Consider the following 17,399-nt stretch of genomic DNA (forward strand, 5'->3'; position numbering starts at 1 on the left):
ATCGATCGCCGCCTCGGGGTAGCACTTCCTATCGGGTCGGGCGGCCGATGAACGAGTCCGCGACGGCCGATCGGAACGCGGTGCACGGCGCCGACGGTCCCGTGCGGGTGCGCGCTGATCTCGAGGCGCCCTCGCGCTGGCTATGGCTCGTCAAGTGGTGCGTGCTGGCCGCTCCGCACTACCCGATATTGATCCTTCTGTATCTGGTGTATCCGCTGCTGACGGTCGTCGCCGGTATCGCGATCCTGTTCACCGGGCGCTATCCGCGCCCGATATTCGACTTCAACGTCGGGGTGCTGCGCTGGTCGTGGCGGGTCATGAATTACCGATTTCCGATGAACAGCACCGACAAGTACCCGCCCTTCGCGCTGGCGTCGCGGCCCGACTATCCCGGTGACCTGGTGGTCGACTACCCGGAGCGCCTCACCAATTGGGCCGTGCTGGTGAAGTGGTGGCTGCTGGGGCTGCCGCAGATACTGCTGTGTTGGGCGATGGAGCCCCTGCTGCAGGTGCTGTGCGTCATCTCCGCGGTGTGGTTGCTGTGCACCGGATCCACCCATCCCGGCATGTTCGACCTGCTCATGGGAATCGTTCGGTGGCGCTATCGGGTGGCGGTGTATGTATCGTTGATGCGTGACGAATATCCGCCGTTCCGACTGGATCTAGGTAGCAGATAACGCGCGAAAACCCTTTGTTCCCTTACCTATATCGGTTCGGTCAGCCGATTTTCGACCGGCTGTTCTACAACCGATATCGTCGAGCGGCGATCGCACACGCGACCGGTCGGCTGCTGATGGTCGGCCTGGGACCGGGGACCGATTTGAAGTTCGTACCGGCCGCGGTGACGTCGGTCGCCGCGGTGGAGCCGGTGGCCGCGTTCCGGCGGGCGGCGTCTCGCCTTGCCGATCGTCACGGCATCGCCATCGACATCGTCGACGGGGCGGGCGAGTCGATTCCCTTCCCGGACAACAGTTTCGATTCGGTCCACATCGGGCTGGTGCTGTGCTCGGTCGACGACGTTGCGGCGACGCTGGGCGAGATCCGGCGGGTGCTGGTCCCCCGGGGCAGGTTGGTCGTGCTCGAACACGTGCGCGGAGACGGGGCGACGGGTCGGCTCCAGGATCTGGTCGCGGGGCCATGGTCGTGGTTCGCCGCCGGCTGCCATCCGAACCGCCGAACCGTCGACGCCATTGCCGCCGCCGGCTTCGACACCGCGGGCCTGCGCCGCGTCCGAACTCCTGTGCCGTTCCCGTGCAAGCCGCACCTGCAAGGCTTCGCGACCGCGATTCAGTGATGTGACCTAGATCACATTGAACTATCCGGGCGTCTATTTCGTGTAGTCCTACACGCTGCGTGTTGTCGGTGATGACTGCGCCGGCATGATCGTCGCGGCCCTTACGAAATGGACTGTGGTGATGAATTTTTCGGTATTGGCGCCGGAGGTCAATTCGGCGCGGATGTTCTCGGGTGCGGGTGCGGCTCCGATGTTGAATGCGGCCGCGGCGTGGGACGCGTTGGCCTCCGAGTTGGGGTCGGCGGCGTCGTCGTTCTCGTCGGTCACGTCGGGCCTGACCGAGCAGGCGTGGCAGGGTCCGGCGTCGGCGGCGATGACGGCCGCTGCGGCCCCGTACGCGGGGTGGCTGAGCGCGGCGGCGACGGGGGCGACGGGGGCGGCAGGGCAGGCCCGGGCGGTGGTCGGCGCGTTCGAGGCCGCGCAGGCGGCGACGGTGCATCCGCTGGTGGTCGCGGCCAACCGGAATGGATTGGTGCAGCTGGTGATGTCGAATCTCTTCGGGCAAAACGCCCCGGCCATCGCGTCCGTCGAGGCCGAGTACGAGCAGATGTGGGCCCAGGATGTTGCGGCGATGGCCGGCTACCACGCCGGCGCCTCGGTAGCCGCCGCGCAGCTGCCGCAATGGCAGCAGACCGTGCACGGTGTGGCGAGCCGGCTCGCCGCGTTGCTGGGCCTCAGCCCGGTCACCACTCCCGTGCCCGGTGACCCGGACTTGATGAGCCAGACCTCCGGTTTCGCGGGGTTGTTGTCGAACACGTCTCTTGCCGACCCCGACGACAATCACTTTGTCGCGACCAACATCTCGAGTCCGCTCTTCACGGCTGCGGTGACCTCCGGGGCCGAGCCCACGTTGGGCTTGGCTGCGCCCGGGCAGACGATACTGACGTTCCAGAGCCCGGTCGCCCCGTTCCTGAACAGCTCGATCGCCCTTCCGGTCACGGATCCCTTGGCCCCGCTGTTCACCGCGCTTCTTCCGCTCGGCTTCTGAGTTCGGCGCGACCGCCTACTCGACGCTGACGGCTTCGATGATGTTGAGCCGGGCCGCGCGCCGTGCGGGCGGCACCGAGCCGAGCAGGCTGATCGCCAGCGCGCCGAGCGTGAAGGCAAGCGCCATCGAACTCGGCCGGAAGGTGACTTGGAAATTCATCATGTCCCCGCTGACCAGGCTGAACAGCCACTGGTCCGTCATCCCGAACACCAGGCCCAGCACGCCGCCGACGACGCCGATGCCGGTCGCCTCGGCCAGCACCATCCGCAGCGTGAACCGGCGGCTGGATCCCATCGCCCGCAGCACGCCGATTTCGCGGCGCCGTTCCAGCACCGAGAGCGTCAGCGTATTGAGAAGGGCCACGGCCGCCACCAGCACGACGATGATCCACACGGCGTTCGCGATGAACATGCTCTGGTGCATCGGGGCCTCCAGCCCCGCCAGCTTGTCACGACCGTCGTACACGTAGTTCGGCGCGGGCACCACGCGGCGCACGTCGGCGAAGAGGCGACTGGCATCCGCGCCCGGAGCCGCGGTGACCTCAAGGGTGGTCGTTACCGGGCGGTCGAACCACGAGCGCAGTTGGTCGAGGCCCATCCCGACGGTGCCGATGACCGTCGAAAAGTACGGGACCAGGGCCAGCACCGCTGCCTGCTGGACGCCGTGCGGCGTTTGCATCCGCAATTGCTCGCCGACCCGAACGTGCAGCGTCTTGCCCAGGTTCTGCGAGAGCACCACGCCGCGACCGGCGAGCACTTGGTCACGGATCCGCTGGTCAAGCGCGCGGTACAGGGGATCGGCCGTGCCCGAGGAAAAGCCGTCGAGCATGACGCGGGTGCCGCCCACTTCGGCGAACCCGAGCGCGCCCTCGGTGACGCGCCGGACGCCCGGCAACGCGGCCACCTTCTCCGAAAGAGCCTGTGGCAGGGCATCTGTGGGGTAGCTGTCGGGGGAGTTCGCGCTCACCCAGACGGGGACGTCGCCGACCGGCGCGAAGATGCCCCTCGCCGACCGGATCATGTCCGCGTTGGTGCCGGTGATGGTGACGGTGGTGACCACCGCGATGAGCACCGTCATCACCGTCGCCCACACCCGTCGCGGCGCCCGCTCGATGGTCGCCGCCGCAAGCGCCCCGACGGAGCCGAACACCCGGGCCGTCGCGGCGGTGGCGCTGACGATGGGCCCGGTGAGTGCGAAGCCGAGCGCTATCTCGGCGGAGAACACCGCCGCCATCGCGACGAACGCGTAGACCCCTCGCTGGTTGACGACGACCGCGATGGACACCGCGAAGACCGCGACGGCGCCGACCCCGCTTGCGATGCGCAGCCACCGCGGCACGCGGTCGGCGGCCGAAACCCCGACGGGCGCCAACGCCTCGATGGGTGCGACCTTGTACACCTGCCGGGCGGCCATCGCCGATGCCACGACGCTGGTGAGGGCGGTCGCCACGACGGCGGCCGGTATCGCGTAGCCGGGCAGCCAGTACTCGATGCGAGCCTCCAGCCCCTGGGTCATGGCCGGCGGCAGTCGGCCAATTGCGACGCGGCCCATCAGAATTCCGACGGCCGAGCCCAACGCCCCGCCGATGATTCCCAGGATGGCCGCCTCCCCGAGCATGTCGCGAACGATCGTGGCGCGGCGGCCGCCGATCGCGCGCAGCATCGAGATGACCGGCCGGCGCTGGCTGATCGCCATGGTCATCGTGGTGTAGATCAGGAAGGCACCGACCATGAGAGCGACCATCGCGCCCATCAGGGCCATGTAGTTCATCAGCTTGACGCCGTCACCGGCGCGGGTGGCCCGCATGCTGGGGTCGGCGACGATGGCCCGGCCGTTCACCGCGGAGGTGATCGCGGCGCGAACCTGGCCGGGATCGGCGCCGGGTTTGGTGGTGATCAGGATCGAATCGAGCTGGCCCTGACGGCCGGTGATGTCCTGCGCCAAGGCAAGTGGAGCGAGGACATAGTGCCCGCCGTTGAGTGCGGCAACGTGCTTGCCGGAAAGGACCTCGCCGACGGTCACCGGCTGCGACCCCAGTTGGAACGTCTCATCCTTGGCGTGACCGACGCCGGGTCCGACGCGCACGGCGTTTGCCGGGCCGGGCGGAGCCGAGGGGTCCGCGAGCGCTCCGGGCGACCCATTCTTCAAGGCGTCTTTGAGGGCACCGCCCAACGCGGCAAGGCGCGCGTCGGCGCCGAACAGCAGGACCGGGCCCGACGACGTGGGCGCCGACGCCCGGATCATCGGTGCCGCCGTCACGACCCCGGGAACCGCGGCCACATCGGCGGTGATCGTGTCGGGAAAGCCCGCGTCGGTGATGCCCGATACCTCCAACGAGGCGATGCCCGCGATCCCGTCGGCGAGCCGATTGACCGATCCGCTGATCGAGCCGAAGATGCCGAACACCGCGACCAGATACATTGCCGATACCGCCATTACGGCGATGGATGCGATGGTGCGTCGGCGATGCACCGCGAGTTCGCGCAGGCTGAACAGGCGCAGCCGGCTCGCCGCGGTGGCGATCGCGGAGCCCGGTGTCACACGAGGGCCCCCGACCGCTGGTCGGAACTGACCCGACCGTCCTGCAGCATGATCACCCGATCGGTCGCTTCCGCGCCCCCGGAATTGTGGGTCACCATCACCACCAGCCGGCCACGGCCGGGCTCGTGGGCCACCTCGCCGAGCAGCGCCAGGATCGACGCACCCGTTGCGGAATCGAGGTTCCCGGTTGGTTCGTCGGCGAGGATCAGCGGTGGGTCCATCATCAATGCGCGCGCCACGGCGACCCGCTGCATCTGGCCGCCGGACAGCTCGGCGGGCCTGTGCTCGGTCCGGTTGCCGAGTCCGACGCGGTCCAGCAGCCGGATCGCGTCCGGTTTGGCCTTGCCCAGCCGGACGCCGTCGAGCAGGTTGGGCACGGCGACGTTCTCCCACGCCGAAAGCGTCGGCAACAGGTTGAAGAACTGAAATATGAAGCCCACCCGATGATGGCGAAACTCCGACTGCTGCTCGTCGCTGAGGCGGCCGATCTCGTCGCCGTCGAATTCGATCGACCCGGAATCGGGGGAGTCCAACGCGCCCAACAAATGCAGCAGCGTGCTTTTGCCCGCCCCCGACGGACCGACAACCGACACGAACTGGCCGCCCTCGAGGCGCAGGCTGATCTCGTCAAGGGCCCGCACGGATTGACCGCCGACCCGGTATTCGCGCACCACGTCGCGGAGCTCGACGGTCAGCGGTTGGTGCTGGGGAGTTCGGCAGGTGTCGATCCGTCTGAACATGATCCTCCTGCGGGAACGCCGTACCGCAAAAGCGCTGGTACTAGAGATAACGAGTTCGAACGGCGAGCGGTTCATCAACGTCGAGTTGTTGGGCGGAAAACTCGAAAACTACGCAAACTAGTCGACGCTCGGGGGCCTCAGGCCGCGGCGCTCGAGAGCGGGGCGGTCGCGGGCTACGCTGTCATCCCAACCGCAGGAGGGTCTGAAGACAATGCAACCCAGCTCGCTCGACCCGGTCGCCAGCGAACGGCTGTCCCACGCAGGCAAGGTATTCACGTCCGATCTGTCGATCAATGAATTCGCCTTGCTGCACGGGGCCGGGTTCGAACCGATCGAACTGGTGATGGGCGTTTCGGTCTATCACGTCGGCTACCAGTTCACCGGCATCAGGCAGCAATCCGAGCTGCCCGTGCTCACCGAGGCGACGTACCGCGCGCGCTGGAATGCGATGTCGCGGATGCAGGCCGAGGCCGATTCGCTGGGTGCGGACGGCGTGGTCGGCGTCCGTCTGGAATGGCGGCATCAGGGGGAGGGCGAGCACCTCGAGTTCATCGCGGTCGGCACCGCCGTGCGATACACGGCGAAGCCTGGCGCATTTCGGCGCCCCGACGGGCAAGGGTTCACCAGCCACCTTTCCGGCCAGGACATGACGACGCTGCTGCGGTCCGGATACGCTCCGGTCGCCTTCGTGATGGGCAACTGCGTGTTCCACGTTGCCGTGCAAGGGTTTTTGAAAACACTTGGCCAGGTGGGACGTAACGCCGAGATGCCGCAATGGACGCAGGGCAGCTACCAAGCCCGGGAGCTGGCGATGTCACGGATGCAGAGCGAGGCCGAGCGGGATGGCGCAAACGGCGTTGTCGGAGTGCATTTCGCCATCTCGAACTACGCGTGGGGACATCACACCGTGGAGTTCTACGTGGCGGGGACGGCCGTGCGTCGCGGCGGCGAGGCGCAAACCCTGACGCCGTCGTTCGTCCTGCCGATGACTGACTGATGACAAGCTTCGATCACGACCGGGTCAGTCGCGCCATCGGGTCGGCATTGGCCGGTCCCGGCGGGGTCGCGCTGGTAGTCAAGGTGTTTTGCGGTGTTCCCGGCGTGATTCTCGTGCCGGCGCGGCGGGGACTTTTCCGCTCGCAGCCGGAGCGGATTCAAATCGGCGACTGGCGGTACGAACTGACCGCTGACGGCCGGCTGGGCGCCGCCCACGTCGTGAACGGCGTCGTCATTGCCGAGGAGGTCCTCGCCGCCGGCGCCGTCGGTCCGCACATCGCCCGCGCACTCGCGCAACTGGTGAGCGGTTATGGCCCGACGATCCTTCCCAACATCGACGCGGCCGTCGAAGTCCTCGATACCGGTCCGGGTCCCCGCTTCTGACGTCGGACATCGAGTTGCCCAGTGACACAAGGCGTTTCCCATGCGTTCACTCGCCGTTGACGGGTTGCTTCTGGTCGATCGCCACCACCCACCGGCTGAACCGCCAGGCTCCGTCCCGCTTGGCCGCGGTGAACTCGTAACGGCCGGTCAGGTCGAGCGCGGGCGGACCGCCATCTTTGACGGCAAAAACCTGGACATAACAGTGGCCGGTGGCTTCACTGTCGTTTTGGCTGGAGAACCAGAACGAATTCAGCGCGTGGCGCCGTTGGTTGTTTTCCGCCTTGAAGCCCGCCTTCCTGACCGCGAGCAGGCTCATGACCGTGTCGATATCCGCCGACAGCGGGCGGCCCTCGTGCAGGAGGACGAGCTGCGGGGACTCGGTGAACAGGGTACGAAAGTCGTCGAGCCGGTTTTCGTCGTAGGTGTAGGCGTAGGCCCCGAACAGGTTGATGATCGCCAATCGATCGGTGACATCGAAATCCGCGCGCCCGACATCCCCGATCGGCGCGGTGTTCCCGTCGATCGCCACCCGACCTCCTCGATCTCCGAACCCGTTGGCCTAGATACTCCCACCGCGGCCCTGCCGACGGAGGATCTTGAAAGGCCTTCAACATTGCTATCGTTGCGGCAATAGCGCCCTCGACACCGCCGGGCCGGCGAGGAGGCCGTCATGACCTACGACCTGATCATCAGGAGCGGAACCGTGGTGGACGGCACCGGAGCGCCGGCGCGGACCGCCGATGTCGCGGTCATCGACGGCATCATTGCGGAAGTCGGCCGCGTCGACGGCACCGCCAGACGCTCCGTCGACGCCGACGGCCTAACCGTGGCACCGGGATTCGTCGACGTGCATACCCATTACGACGGGCAGGCCACCTGGGACCCGCATCTCACCCCTTCCTGCTGGCACGGCGTAACGACGGCGATCATGGGCAATTGCGGCATCGGTTTCGCGCCCGTGCGGCCGGATCGGCACGCCTGGCTCGTCGACCTGATGGAAGGCGTCGAGGACATTCCGGGCTCCGCGCTGTCCGAGGGCATCACGTGGGAATGGGAGTCCTTTGGCGAGTATTTGGGCGCCCTCGAACGGATGCCGCGCGCGGTGGACGTGGCCGCCCAGATCCCGCATGCGGCCGTCCGTGGCTTTGTCATGGGCGACCGTGCGCACGAGACCGCGACAAGCGTGGACCTCGACGCGATGAGCCGGATCGTCGCCGAAGGCCTGCGAGCCGGAGCGTTGGGCATGTCGTTCGGACGCACGGCGGGACATCGCAGTGCGTCGGGTGCACCCGTGCCGGGAACCTATTCCGAGGAAGACGAGCTCGCCGCGCTGATGGCCGTGATGGCCGAGGCGGGTTCGGGTGTGCTGCAGGTGGTTCCGGCCGGTGTGGGCGGCGCCATGGGCGGCGACCAGCGCCACTCGATCGACGCCGAGATCGACTGGATCACCAGGCTCGGGCGGCAATACCGGATACCGCTCACCTTCCTGGCGATGGTCAATGAGCAGGATCCGCACGACTGGCGACACTGGTTCGCGGCGGTGCACGAAGCCAACGAGGCCGGTGCGGCAATCCGGCCGCAGGTCGCCAGCCGGGCCTTCGGAATGTTGATGGGCCACCAATCGCGGATGAATCCCTTCCGGCACCGGGCGACGTATCGGCCGTTAATGGAACTGCCCTTGGCGCAGCGTATTCAACGACTCCGCGATCCGGGCGTCCGGGCGCGAATCCTGGCAGACGCGCCCGACCGGACGCCAGAACCGACCGCCGACCAACTCAACAAGCACATTTTCAGGCGCCTGTATCCACTCGGCGAAGCGCTGACTACGAACCCGCGCCCGAAGACAGCATCGCCGCGATCGCCGAACGGGAGCGCCGTGACCCGTGGGAGGTCACTTATGACGTGCTGCTCGGCGCCCAGGGGCGCGAATTCCTGCTGCTGCCGCTGCTCAACTACGCCGGCAACAACTACGACCACCTGTACAACATGATGGCGGACCCGGTGAGTTTGCAGGGGCTGGGCGATGGCGGAGCGCACTGCGGCATCATCTGCGACGCCAGCATGACGACGTTCCTGCTCTCGCATTGGGTGGGCAACCGGACCCGGGGGCCGGGCCTGGCGCTGGAAGCCGCGGTGCACCGCCTCACCGGCGACCCCGCGGGTTTCTACGGGCTGGGTGATCGCGGCGTGCTCGCGCCCGGCCGCCGTGCCGACATCAACCTGATCGACCTGGATCGGCTGCGGCTGCACTACCCGGAGCGGGTCGAGGACCTGCCGGGCGGCGCGGGCCGGTTGATCCAGCGTTCGGACGGCTACGTCGAGACGATGGTGGCGGGCCAGACCGTCGTCGCCGAAGGCGAGCTGACCGATGCCAGGCCCGGCGGTCTGGTCCGGGGACGCCGCCCGGTGCCCGTCGGTTAGCCGGCCCTATAGGCGACCGCAAGCGCGGCGTAGCCGGGCGCTCTGGGTCGTCTCCATCGGACTACAGGCGACCCGCGGCGAAATCGGCCGCCTGATCGACCATTCCGGCCTCGACGTATTGCCGGTGCGCGGCCGGGAATCCCGACCCCGAACAGACCGGATCGTTGGGAACGCACAACTCGATCGTCTTGGGTGCGTACAGCGGGCCGACCGTGACCGGCGGCTCGTTGATGATGCTCATGAACTGTATCGACGGCTTGCCGAAGAGGGCGACGGCGGCGACGTGGTTGGCGACGTCGGGGGCCATCGGCTGGGGCGGCTGCGCAAGATTTGCCCCGTCCGGGACCCGGTTCGCGGTGACGAAGCCCATCACGGCCGCGCCCTGGGAATATCCGCCCAGCACCATTTTGGTTTTCGGGCAATTCGCCGCCATGGACTCGACGTGGTGGCCGGCGTCTTTGATGCCGTCGATGGCGGTGGGAAAGTCCGTGGTGGCCGGGTAGTTGACCGGATACACGCCCACCGATTTAGCGCCGACGCGCGAGCGCAGGATGTCGACGAAATCCTGGCCAACGCGGCCAACGCCGGGGGGCTCGGTGGTACCTCGGGCGAACACCACCTCGACGTCGGGGCACGGCTCGGCGGACGCGGACGGAATGGGAGCGGTCAGCAGCGCCCAAACCGGCGCCACCGCAGCGCAAATGAGGCTGGTAAGGGGAGGTAGCTGCACGTACCGAATCTTGACACAACCCGACACCGGCTGCTCGGCGAGCGTTGCAACCGATGAAACTCCCGGCTGGGTCGCCTAAGCCACCCAAAACTCCGTTGGTCGCGGGTTTCAGCCCCGCCGCCCCACTTCAGAGGCTACTTTTCAAGATCAATCCTGCCGAGTCACTGTTTATTCACCGCTTTTTGCGACGGTTCGGTCGAGGAGATCGGCTACCGGGTGTGAATCCGGCCGCGGCTCATATTCCGGCCCTGGGTCATCGAGACGTGGCTGTGGCCGAGGTGGTCGGCCCAAATCCGGGCCGACAGGCCATCGTCATCGATTAGCGTGGCGACAGTCTTGCGGAAGCTGTGCGTGGTGACTTCGGGGACGAAACTGACGCAACCGCAGACCGAGCAGCGACGTGCCGACACTTTTGTCCTGACAGTGATCAACAATGGGTCGGAGGCGATCACGATCAAATCGATCGATTCACACCCGGAAAGCGCACCGGCGGTGTCAAGGTTGACCTCGACGCACGCCGCTGCCGTGATGGGCGGCCATACAAAACAGCAGATTTGCGAAGACGATCTGCTGGCTCACCTGCGCGGCCACCGTTACCACGTCATAGTCCAGGAACGGAAACACATTCACCCCAGGGATCGTTTTCAAAACGGCAACCCAAAGTGCTTGATCATCGCTGTTCGTGGCGGCGTATAGCTTCATGTCTGACGCGCAGAACGGAAAAAGCTCACCGGCTGCGACAGCTTCAGAGATTGCCGCCGCGACGCCTGGTTTATCTGCTATCCCGTAATCGTCCAGGCTGATCACGCCCCGTGGGCCGGTGTGCTTGGCTGCCAGCCTGATGTCGTCCCTGACGCACTGATAGCTGTGGCAGCCGTCGATGTGGGTGAAGCGCAAGGTCGGTAGCTCGGTTAGCTTCGCCGAGTCACAGATTCTGATGTCGAGTCGACGTCGGCTGTGATAGTGATTCCAGTTGCGACAGAACTCCGCGACCTCCAGACCGCCATAGGCAATCCGGTCCTCGATAGCAATGTCTTCGTGCGACATCACCTTCTCAAACAGATCGCAGGCGATGAGGCGCTCATCAGGGCGCAGGCCGCAGCCCATCAGTATGGCTGATTTACCCCGGTAGACCCCGATCTCCAGCATGTCTCCGGCGACTCCGCTGTCTAGCTGCTGGGCCAGGATGAAGTCGAACAGCATGAAGTCAGCAAGGTAGAAGTAGCCGGGAACTTGTTCAAACCCGCGTGCGTATTGTGTGGCGGTCTCAAGCTTCGGCATTCAGATCAGCCCCCAGGACCCCTGCCGAGCCCGCCTTCAGCAATCCTCTGCAGGGCCTTGGAGACGCCCTGCCGGGTGTGCCCGAGCCGGCGGGCGTCTTGGGCCTGAGACCAGCCGTTGCGCCGCAACCTGAAGATCAGGGCGTCACGCTCTGGCGCCACCATATCGTCGTAGTAACAGCCCGTCCGGATGCCGTTGTCGGCGTCGTACATGGTGCAAGAGTACAGTTCGCGCCGTGTACCAGATGGCGGCAACGCGGCTCAGAAAGTCCGGTGCGATCCTGCGTCGGGAGGCCGCACGGTTCACGGCTTGCCGCGCAGCCTCACCTGTTAACTCGTAATCGTCGCTCCCGTCGGGTGTGACCGTGCGCACCCGGCTACGGCGCACACCTCATCCCGAATCTGGCCTAGTTTGATCGCGGCCAAATCCTATGCGCGGGCGCCGCTTTCACTGCCAGGCAGCTTGCCACGTTAATATTTGGGCAATTCGCTCATACACCGGAGAGGCTGGGAGAGTCTATGCCGAAGGATCCGCGATGAAGTTTGCGCTGGCAACCTTGGGAAGTCGGGGCGATGTCGAGCCGTACGCCGCCCTCGGTCGGGAACTGCAGCGCCGCGGTCACGAAGTACGCCTGGCGATCCCACCTGACTATCTTGGCTTCGTCGAGTCGGCGGGGCTTACTGCGGTCGGCCACGGCCTGGACCGGTCAGTGCAAAACGCGAACCTGGTCGGGAAATACGGGAACACGCCGAGTCCAATCAGCATGGGCTGGGAAATTATGAAGGATGTCATCCAACTCTGGCCGGAGCTGGGTACGGCGCTGACGTCGCTGGCAGATGGGGCCGACCTGCTATTGACGGACCCAGGCGAGCAGGGGCTGGCCGCGAATGTTGCGGAGTACTACGACATTCCGCTGGCTACGCTGCACTTCTACCCGATAGCGCCTGTTACGGAGTGGCACGTAACTAAACAGGCTGAAGACGCCCAACGCCGGGCACTAGGCCTGCCAGAGGAAACCGGACCCTCGACGCGACAATCGCTGGAGATCCACGCCTATGACGAGTTCTTCTTTCCCGGGCTGGCGGCCGAATGGGCGAAATGCGATGTCCGACGGCCTTTTGTTGGCGGGCTGACGCTGGAGTTGCCGACGGATGCCGACGACGAGGTCCTCTCATGGATTGCCGCGGGACCGCCGCCGATCTACTTCGGCTTCGGCAGCAGCGTGCGAATCGCATTTCCCGCTGATGCATTCGCGATGATCAGCGCGGCCTGCGCGCAGTTGGGCGAGCGTGCGTTGATTTGCAGTGGCTCGAGTGACTTCACCGAGGTCCCGCATTCCGACCACGTAAAGGTCGTGAGCGCGGTGAACCACTCGGCCGTTTTTCCCGCTTGCCGCGCGGTCGTCCACCACGGGGGCCCCGGCACCACGTTCGCAGGCATACGGGCCGGAATCCCGACGCTGATCCTGTGGGTCTCGGTCGATCAGCCGATGTGGGGAGCCGCGGTCAACCACTTGGAAGTCGGCTTGGGGCGGCCCTTCTTCCTAACCCAGAAATCGCTGGTCGCGGATCTGCGGTCCATCCTCACTGCGCACTGCGTCACTCGAGCCCGTGAGGTCGCCGCCCAGATGACCGCACCCGGCGAAAGCGTTGCCACCGCCGCCGATCTCCTGGAAGACGCCGCCCGCCTCGGGCGCGTTGGCTGATCGGCGAAGGTGGGCCGGCGCGACGATGCGCGAGTGGAGGATCACGCATCGCGGCGCGCCGCCCGACTCCCGGTCACCCCTCGTCTTGGGGTGCCCCCCGACCAGAAGCGTCCCCTGGTCCGGTGTATCCGCAGGGACCAGCTATACCGCCCTAACCTCGCGCTTCATGAGCGGCGGAAATCGGCGGGTTCCCGGCCGGAGCTGATCGGCATCGAATCCCGTTGTGGCACAAGAACAGACAGTTAGCGCCTGGTCCGGTTACGAAACGGCTTTTGGTAATCCGCAGTCCGGAGATATCCCAGTTCAGCGCCACATCAACCGCGCGAGAATCGTCCGTGTTCGCGCGACGTGGGCAAGTCAAATCGCCAATGTGGTGTGATGAAGTCGGTCATTTGTCCACGTCGGCACCGGGAAGTCGATCCTGCCGATCCTCAGCCTGCTGCCTGTGCAGGAGCGAACTGACGGCGCGCAGCATGCCACGGAGCGTGTAGGCGGCCGTCAGCACCGACAGCAGGATCAGCAGGATGAACATCAGCAGCCAATTGCTGCGGCTGTGGCTGACGTCCCACCAGATCACGGTGAACAGCAGCACACAAAGCAAGAGCACAACGTCGCGCCAGCTGCCATGGTAAGACAGCGCGGCCTTGCGCAGCGCGCGACTCCTGTCGACGGAGTCGACCAGGTCATCGATGCGGGCATCGATGGTGCGTCGCAGTTCGGCGCGCCTGTTGGTGGCGTCCGGCGGGAGGCGATCCAGCAGGTCCATGTCCTGTTTGATCACCTCTCGATAGTCCGGGGCTCTGAATTGTCCGGCCGCGATGGCCAGCAGCGCGCCACCGAACACCGGTGCGCTGTTCAGCGCGATTTGTGCCAGACCCACCACGTCCGCTCCTCAATTCGCCTCGGTCAACGTCGGCTCGTTGAGAATGGCCGAACGCGGGGGAGGGATCAACCACTTCGCCGAATCAGGATGCTTTTGACGGGCGCCCGTGCCCCGGCGCCGGGTCGGCTCCCCGAAGCGCGTCCATCGTGCGCGCCAGCTGTGGATACGCGATCGCCGGTCCAATCCACCGGGTGAGATAGCGCCGCATGTCGGCGCCGCTGCGCGGCGGACGGCCCGGATCCGCGAGGAAGGATTGCAGCACCCTAAGGCCGAACTCGTTCAGTTCGTCAAGCCCCGACTCGTCGAAACCGTAACGTTCCCAATCGATGTCGAAACGATGCAGCATCGAACGTCCGAACGCCAACGCGGTATCGGAGATGATGGAGACGCTCCGGCCGTGGCGCCGATTCAACACGAATGCGACCTGATTGTCCGAGGCCAGCTGCTCGATGGCGAAGGCCATGCCTTCCGTCATCGCCACGACCGGGTCGGTCACACCTGCGAGCTGGGCCGCCAAACGATCGAGAAACCCGTCGGCCGATCGCATCGCCGTTGCCAGCAGCAACGCCTGGGTGCCGGGGAAGTAGCGATAGACGGTCTGTCGCGTCACACCCAGGGCCCGCGCCACGTCAGCGATCCGCGGCGCCGGGCCACGCTCCTCAATGATCTTGTCGGCGGCATCCAGGATGCGCCCGATCGCCTCCTCGTCGGAGGCGGGCGCGTTCCCTGCCCAACCGTGACTGCGCATGCTCAGCGGATCCCCACAGCTGGATAATAGCGTCCATCGGGGCGCCCAGCGTGTGGACACACTGAATTCGATTGGGCCACTGAGCTTTAGGCGGCGCACGCTTTCAGAATGAGGCCTACGGCCTCGTCCAGCTGCCCCGCGATCTCTTGGTAGCTGACGAACCGGGCCGTCATGAGCGCCCCGGCGAACGTCATCTGAAGGGCGGACTTCACCGCGCGCGGCCACCCGGGACCCAGCGCGGCAGCGATCCGCCTCGATACCTCTTCGGCGATCTCATCCCGCAGCGGCTTGACCGCGGGGTCGTCGGCCATCAGCGCTGCCCCACACGCGGTCGTCAGCTCGGGCTCGTCGGCGACCATCAGCGCCATATCGCGCAACGTCGCGCTGACCCGGGTCTGGGTGGTGTCGTTGACATCGGTATGCAGCGGCAGGTCATGCAGAAAGCGGAGGTACACCGCCGCCACCAGCGCGCTCTTCGACGGAAAGTAGGTATACGCGCTGGCCGGGGATACTCCGGCGCGGGTGGCGACCGCGCGCATCGTCAGGGTGGCGTACGACGATTCGCGCAGTTCCTCCAGCCCGGCGTCGAGTACTTTGCGGATCGTCTGCGCCGGCCGCCGGTCGGAGCGGCGGGCCGTGCCGGCGTCCGTCGGAGAAACCGCCTCTCTAGACACCCGTCCAGTCTAGAAACGGGTCGGACGATTTAGGGTGGCGCCATGGCCGAGGAGGACGAGCGCCGCTGGAATGAGCGCTACGCCACCCAGGGACCGCCGCCGGTGAGCGCCGTGGAGCCTCCCGGCTTCGTGGCGCGCCATGTCGACCTGTTTCCGACGGCGGGAAAGGCTCTCGACCTGGCCTGCGGGCAGGGACTCTGCGCGGTGTGGCTGGCCCGCCGAGGACTGGAGGTGTTGGGCCTGGACATCTCTCCGGTTGCCATCAGCCAGGCGCGGGACCTGGCCCAGCGCAGCGGGGTTGGCGATTGCTGCCGCTTTGACGTCGCCGATCTCGACGACGGACTGCCGGCCGGGCCACCAGTCGGCGTCATCCTCTGCCACAAGTTCCGGGACCGCCGCCTCGATCGGGCGATCGTCGAGCGCCTGGCCCCGGCCGGGCTCCTGGCTATCGCCGCGCTGAGCGAAGTCGGGGCCGCGCCGGGACCGTTTCGCGCGGCGCCGGGCGAGCTGCCCGCCGCGTTCGCCGAACTGGACATTGTCGACGCCGGCGAAGGCCAGGGCTACGCGTGGTTAGTTGCGCGGGCGTGATCACCCGGCGCCGCCCTACCGGTAGTTCCTTGTGCGCGGCTCGAGCGGCGGCGATGCTCGACCCGCCGGGTTTGTGTAGTGCTCGCTGAGCGGGTCTCACCGCGACGACGCGGCCGACCGCCGGCGTTGGGTCGATGCTGTTGACGGGGATGTGACTGGTCGTCGACCGGAGCCGGAGCCCGGTAGGGGGCGACTTCACCCACCAGCGCTTGCACCGCGTGCGACGCGGCGGTCACCTGCTGGGGAGTGACTTTGATGCCGGCCTTGCGCATCAAGACCTGGGTGTCTTGGCGCTGCTCGGGCAGCACCACGGTGACGACGTCACCGGCGCTTCCCGCCCGCGCCGTGCGCCCGGAGCGGTGCAGATAGGACTTGTGCTCGGCGGGCGGGTCGATGTGCACGACGAGTTCGACCTCGTCGACGTGCACGCCCCGCGCGGCGATGTCGGTTGCCACCAGCACCCGGGCACCGCCCGAGGCAAACATCGCCAGGTTGCGCTCGCGGGCAGGCTGAGACAGGTTGCCGTGCAAGTCGACTGACGGAACTCCCGATTCGGTGAGCTGTTTGGCGAGTTTGCGGGCTTGGTGCTTCGTGCGCATGAATAGAATCCGGCGCCCGGTGCCGGAAGCGAGTCGGTGCACAAGTTCCTTCTTCGCGTCGGCATTGGCGACATGGAATATGTGATGGGTCATTTCGGGCACCGGCGAGTCGACCCCATCGACGGAGTGCAGCACCTCGTTCTGGAGGAACCGCTTGACGAGCTTGTCGACGCCGTTGTCCAGGGTCGCCGAAAACATCAGCCGCTGGCCGCCATTCGGCGTAGCGGCCAGGATCCGGGTGACGCCGGGCAGAAAGCCGAGATCGGCCATGTGATCCGCTTCGTCGATCACGGTGATCTCGACCGCCTCGAGGCTGATCAGCCGCTGCTTCATCAGATCCTCGAGCCGGCCCGGGCAGGCCACCACGATATCGACGCCGGATTTGAGTGCCACCACCTGGCGGTGTTGTGAAACGCCGCCGAAGATCGTGGTGACGCGCAGACCGCAGGCTGCTGCCAGCGGCTCAAGCGTCGCAGTGATCTGACTCGCCAGCTCACGGGTGGGCGCGAGCACCAGACCCGACGGTCGCGACGGACGCCGGTTGCTGTCGGAGAGCCGGGTGACCAGCGGGATCGAGAAGGCAAGGGTCTTTCCGCTGCCCGTTTTCCCGCGGCCGAGGACGTCGCGACCGGCCAGCGTATCGGGCAGGGTCGCAACCTGAATAGGAAATGGATCGGTAATGCCGCGAGCGGCGAGCGCACTGACGATTGGTCTGCGCACGCCGAGATCGGCAAAAGATTGGTCGGTAGTCACTTTTCGGTGCCTTTCAGGCATCGGTCATGCCGGACCGGCAACGTGGTTGTCGCGCGCGGTTCTCAGCACAAGTT

The 17,399-nt window shown here is 66.4% G+C and carries 17 protein-coding genes and 3 pseudogenes; 9 read left to right on the forward strand and 11 right to left on the reverse strand.

Going from position 1 to position 17,399, the window contains the following annotated elements; all coding sequences use genetic code 11:
* Positions 1-107 precede the first annotated feature (107 nt).
* The 3 genes and pseudogenes from JWP83_RS11430 to JWP83_RS11440 form a co-directional block, all read left to right on the forward strand.
* The gene (locus JWP83_RS11430; RefSeq protein WP_297730090.1) at positions 108-677 is read left to right on the forward strand and encodes a DUF4389 domain-containing protein; all 570 of its coding nucleotides are present in this window, start codon (positions 108-110) and stop codon (positions 675-677) included.
* Between the two features lie 14 nt (positions 678-691).
* A complete protein-coding gene (locus JWP83_RS11435; protein ID WP_297730065.1) occupies positions 692-1,294 on the forward strand; it encodes a methyltransferase domain-containing protein in 603 nt (200 codons plus the stop codon).
* A 121-nt stretch (positions 1,295-1,415) separates the two neighbouring features.
* A pseudogene (locus JWP83_RS11440) lies at positions 1,416-1,940 on the forward strand (PPE family protein); the annotation flags it as partial.
* A 357-nt stretch (positions 1,941-2,297) separates the two neighbouring features.
* Here JWP83_RS11440 and JWP83_RS11445 read toward each other — a convergent pair.
* Together JWP83_RS11445 and JWP83_RS11450 are read right to left on the reverse strand one after the other, a co-directional pair.
* Entirely contained in the window at positions 2,298-4,823 is a 2,526-nt protein-coding gene (locus tag JWP83_RS11445; RefSeq protein ID WP_297730066.1) for an FtsX-like permease family protein, read from the reverse strand.
* Positions 4,820-5,518, reverse strand: coding sequence for an ABC transporter ATP-binding protein (locus JWP83_RS11450; RefSeq protein ID WP_297730091.1), 699 nt, complete (start codon positions 5,516-5,518; stop codon positions 4,820-4,822). Before JWP83_RS11450 ends, JWP83_RS11445 begins: the two co-directional genes overlap by 4 nt.
* Before the next feature lie 256 nt (positions 5,519-5,774).
* Here JWP83_RS11450 and JWP83_RS11455 point away from each other — a divergent pair, with 256 nt between their 5' ends.
* Both JWP83_RS11455 and JWP83_RS11460 read left to right on the forward strand, forming a co-directional pair.
* Positions 5,775-6,560 carry a heavy metal-binding domain-containing protein gene (locus JWP83_RS11455; RefSeq protein WP_297730067.1) on the forward strand — a complete coding sequence of 262 codons (786 nt, stop codon included), beginning with the start codon at positions 5,775-5,777 and terminating at the stop codon, positions 6,558-6,560.
* Positions 6,560-6,943: a DUF5073 family protein gene (locus tag JWP83_RS11460; RefSeq protein WP_297730068.1), complete on the forward strand. Its 384-nt coding sequence runs from the start codon at positions 6,560-6,562 to the stop codon at positions 6,941-6,943. Before JWP83_RS11455 ends, JWP83_RS11460 begins: the two co-directional genes overlap by 1 nt.
* Positions 6,944-6,989: 46 nt before the next feature.
* Here the strand turns inward: JWP83_RS11460 and JWP83_RS11465 are convergent, their stop codons facing one another.
* Positions 6,990-7,472 (reverse strand): nuclear transport factor 2 family protein, encoded by a 483-nt coding sequence (locus JWP83_RS11465; protein ID WP_297730069.1) that lies wholly within the window; start codon positions 7,470-7,472, stop codon positions 6,990-6,992.
* A gap of 141 nt (positions 7,473-7,613) precedes the next feature.
* Here JWP83_RS11465 and JWP83_RS11470 point away from each other — a divergent pair.
* Positions 7,614-8,645 (forward strand): annotated as a pseudogene (locus JWP83_RS11470) (amidohydrolase family protein); the annotation flags it as partial.
* Entirely contained in the window at positions 8,564-9,364 is an 801-nt protein-coding gene (locus tag JWP83_RS11475; protein WP_297730092.1) for an amidohydrolase family protein, read from the forward strand. The pseudogene JWP83_RS11470 and the gene JWP83_RS11475, both read left to right, overlap by 82 nt.
* Positions 9,365-9,425: 61 nt before the next feature.
* Here JWP83_RS11475 and JWP83_RS11480 read toward each other — a convergent pair whose 3' ends face one another.
* From JWP83_RS11480 to JWP83_RS11495, 4 genes and pseudogenes are all read right to left on the reverse strand, one after another.
* Positions 9,426-10,067 carry a cutinase family protein gene (locus JWP83_RS11480; protein WP_297730093.1) on the reverse strand — a complete coding sequence of 214 codons (642 nt, stop codon included), beginning with the start codon at positions 10,065-10,067 and terminating at the stop codon, positions 9,426-9,428.
* Between the two features lie 195 nt (positions 10,068-10,262).
* Positions 10,263-10,462: pseudogene (locus JWP83_RS11485) on the reverse strand (site-specific integrase); the annotation flags it as partial.
* 127 nt (positions 10,463-10,589) lie between these two features.
* Entirely contained in the window at positions 10,590-11,375 is a 786-nt protein-coding gene (locus JWP83_RS11490) for a class I SAM-dependent methyltransferase (RefSeq protein ID WP_297730070.1), read from the reverse strand.
* 5 nt (positions 11,376-11,380) lie between these two features.
* Positions 11,381-11,587 (reverse strand): hypothetical protein, encoded by a 207-nt coding sequence (locus JWP83_RS11495; RefSeq protein ID WP_297730071.1) that lies wholly within the window; start codon positions 11,585-11,587, stop codon positions 11,381-11,383.
* A 323-nt stretch (positions 11,588-11,910) separates the two neighbouring features.
* Here JWP83_RS11495 and JWP83_RS11500 point away from each other — a divergent pair, with 323 nt between their 5' ends.
* On the forward strand, positions 11,911-13,080 hold the full coding sequence (locus JWP83_RS11500) for a glycosyltransferase (RefSeq protein WP_297730072.1): 1,170 nt from the start codon (positions 11,911-11,913) through the stop codon (positions 13,078-13,080).
* 388 nt (positions 13,081-13,468) lie between these two features.
* Here JWP83_RS11500 and JWP83_RS11505 read toward each other — a convergent pair whose 3' ends face one another.
* From JWP83_RS11505 to JWP83_RS11515, 3 genes are all read right to left on the reverse strand, one after another.
* Complete coding sequence (locus JWP83_RS11505) at positions 13,469-13,963, reverse strand: hypothetical protein (RefSeq protein ID WP_297730073.1); 495 nt, start codon at positions 13,961-13,963, stop codon at positions 13,469-13,471.
* Between the two features lie 82 nt (positions 13,964-14,045).
* Entirely contained in the window at positions 14,046-14,711 is a 666-nt protein-coding gene (locus JWP83_RS11510) for a TetR/AcrR family transcriptional regulator (protein ID WP_297730074.1), read from the reverse strand.
* 86 nt (positions 14,712-14,797) lie between these two features.
* Positions 14,798-15,385 (reverse strand): TetR/AcrR family transcriptional regulator, encoded by a 588-nt coding sequence (locus tag JWP83_RS11515; protein WP_297730075.1) that lies wholly within the window; start codon positions 15,383-15,385, stop codon positions 14,798-14,800.
* Positions 15,386-15,427: 42 nt separating this feature from the next.
* Here JWP83_RS11515 and JWP83_RS11520 point away from each other — a divergent pair, with 42 nt between their 5' ends.
* Entirely contained in the window at positions 15,428-15,973 is a 546-nt protein-coding gene (locus JWP83_RS11520; RefSeq protein ID WP_297730076.1) for a methyltransferase domain-containing protein, read from the forward strand.
* On the opposite strand, the gene JWP83_RS11525 is transcribed toward JWP83_RS11520, so the two are convergent.
* Positions 15,946-17,325 (reverse strand): DEAD/DEAH box helicase, encoded by a 1,380-nt coding sequence (locus tag JWP83_RS11525; RefSeq protein ID WP_297730077.1) that lies wholly within the window; start codon positions 17,323-17,325, stop codon positions 15,946-15,948. The genes JWP83_RS11520 and JWP83_RS11525 overlap by 28 nt on opposite strands.
* Positions 17,326-17,399: the final 74 nt, after the last annotated feature.

The organism is Mycobacterium sp. (genome assembly GCF_025965855.1).
Classification (GTDB): Bacteria; Actinomycetota; Actinomycetes; order Mycobacteriales; family Mycobacteriaceae; genus Mycobacterium.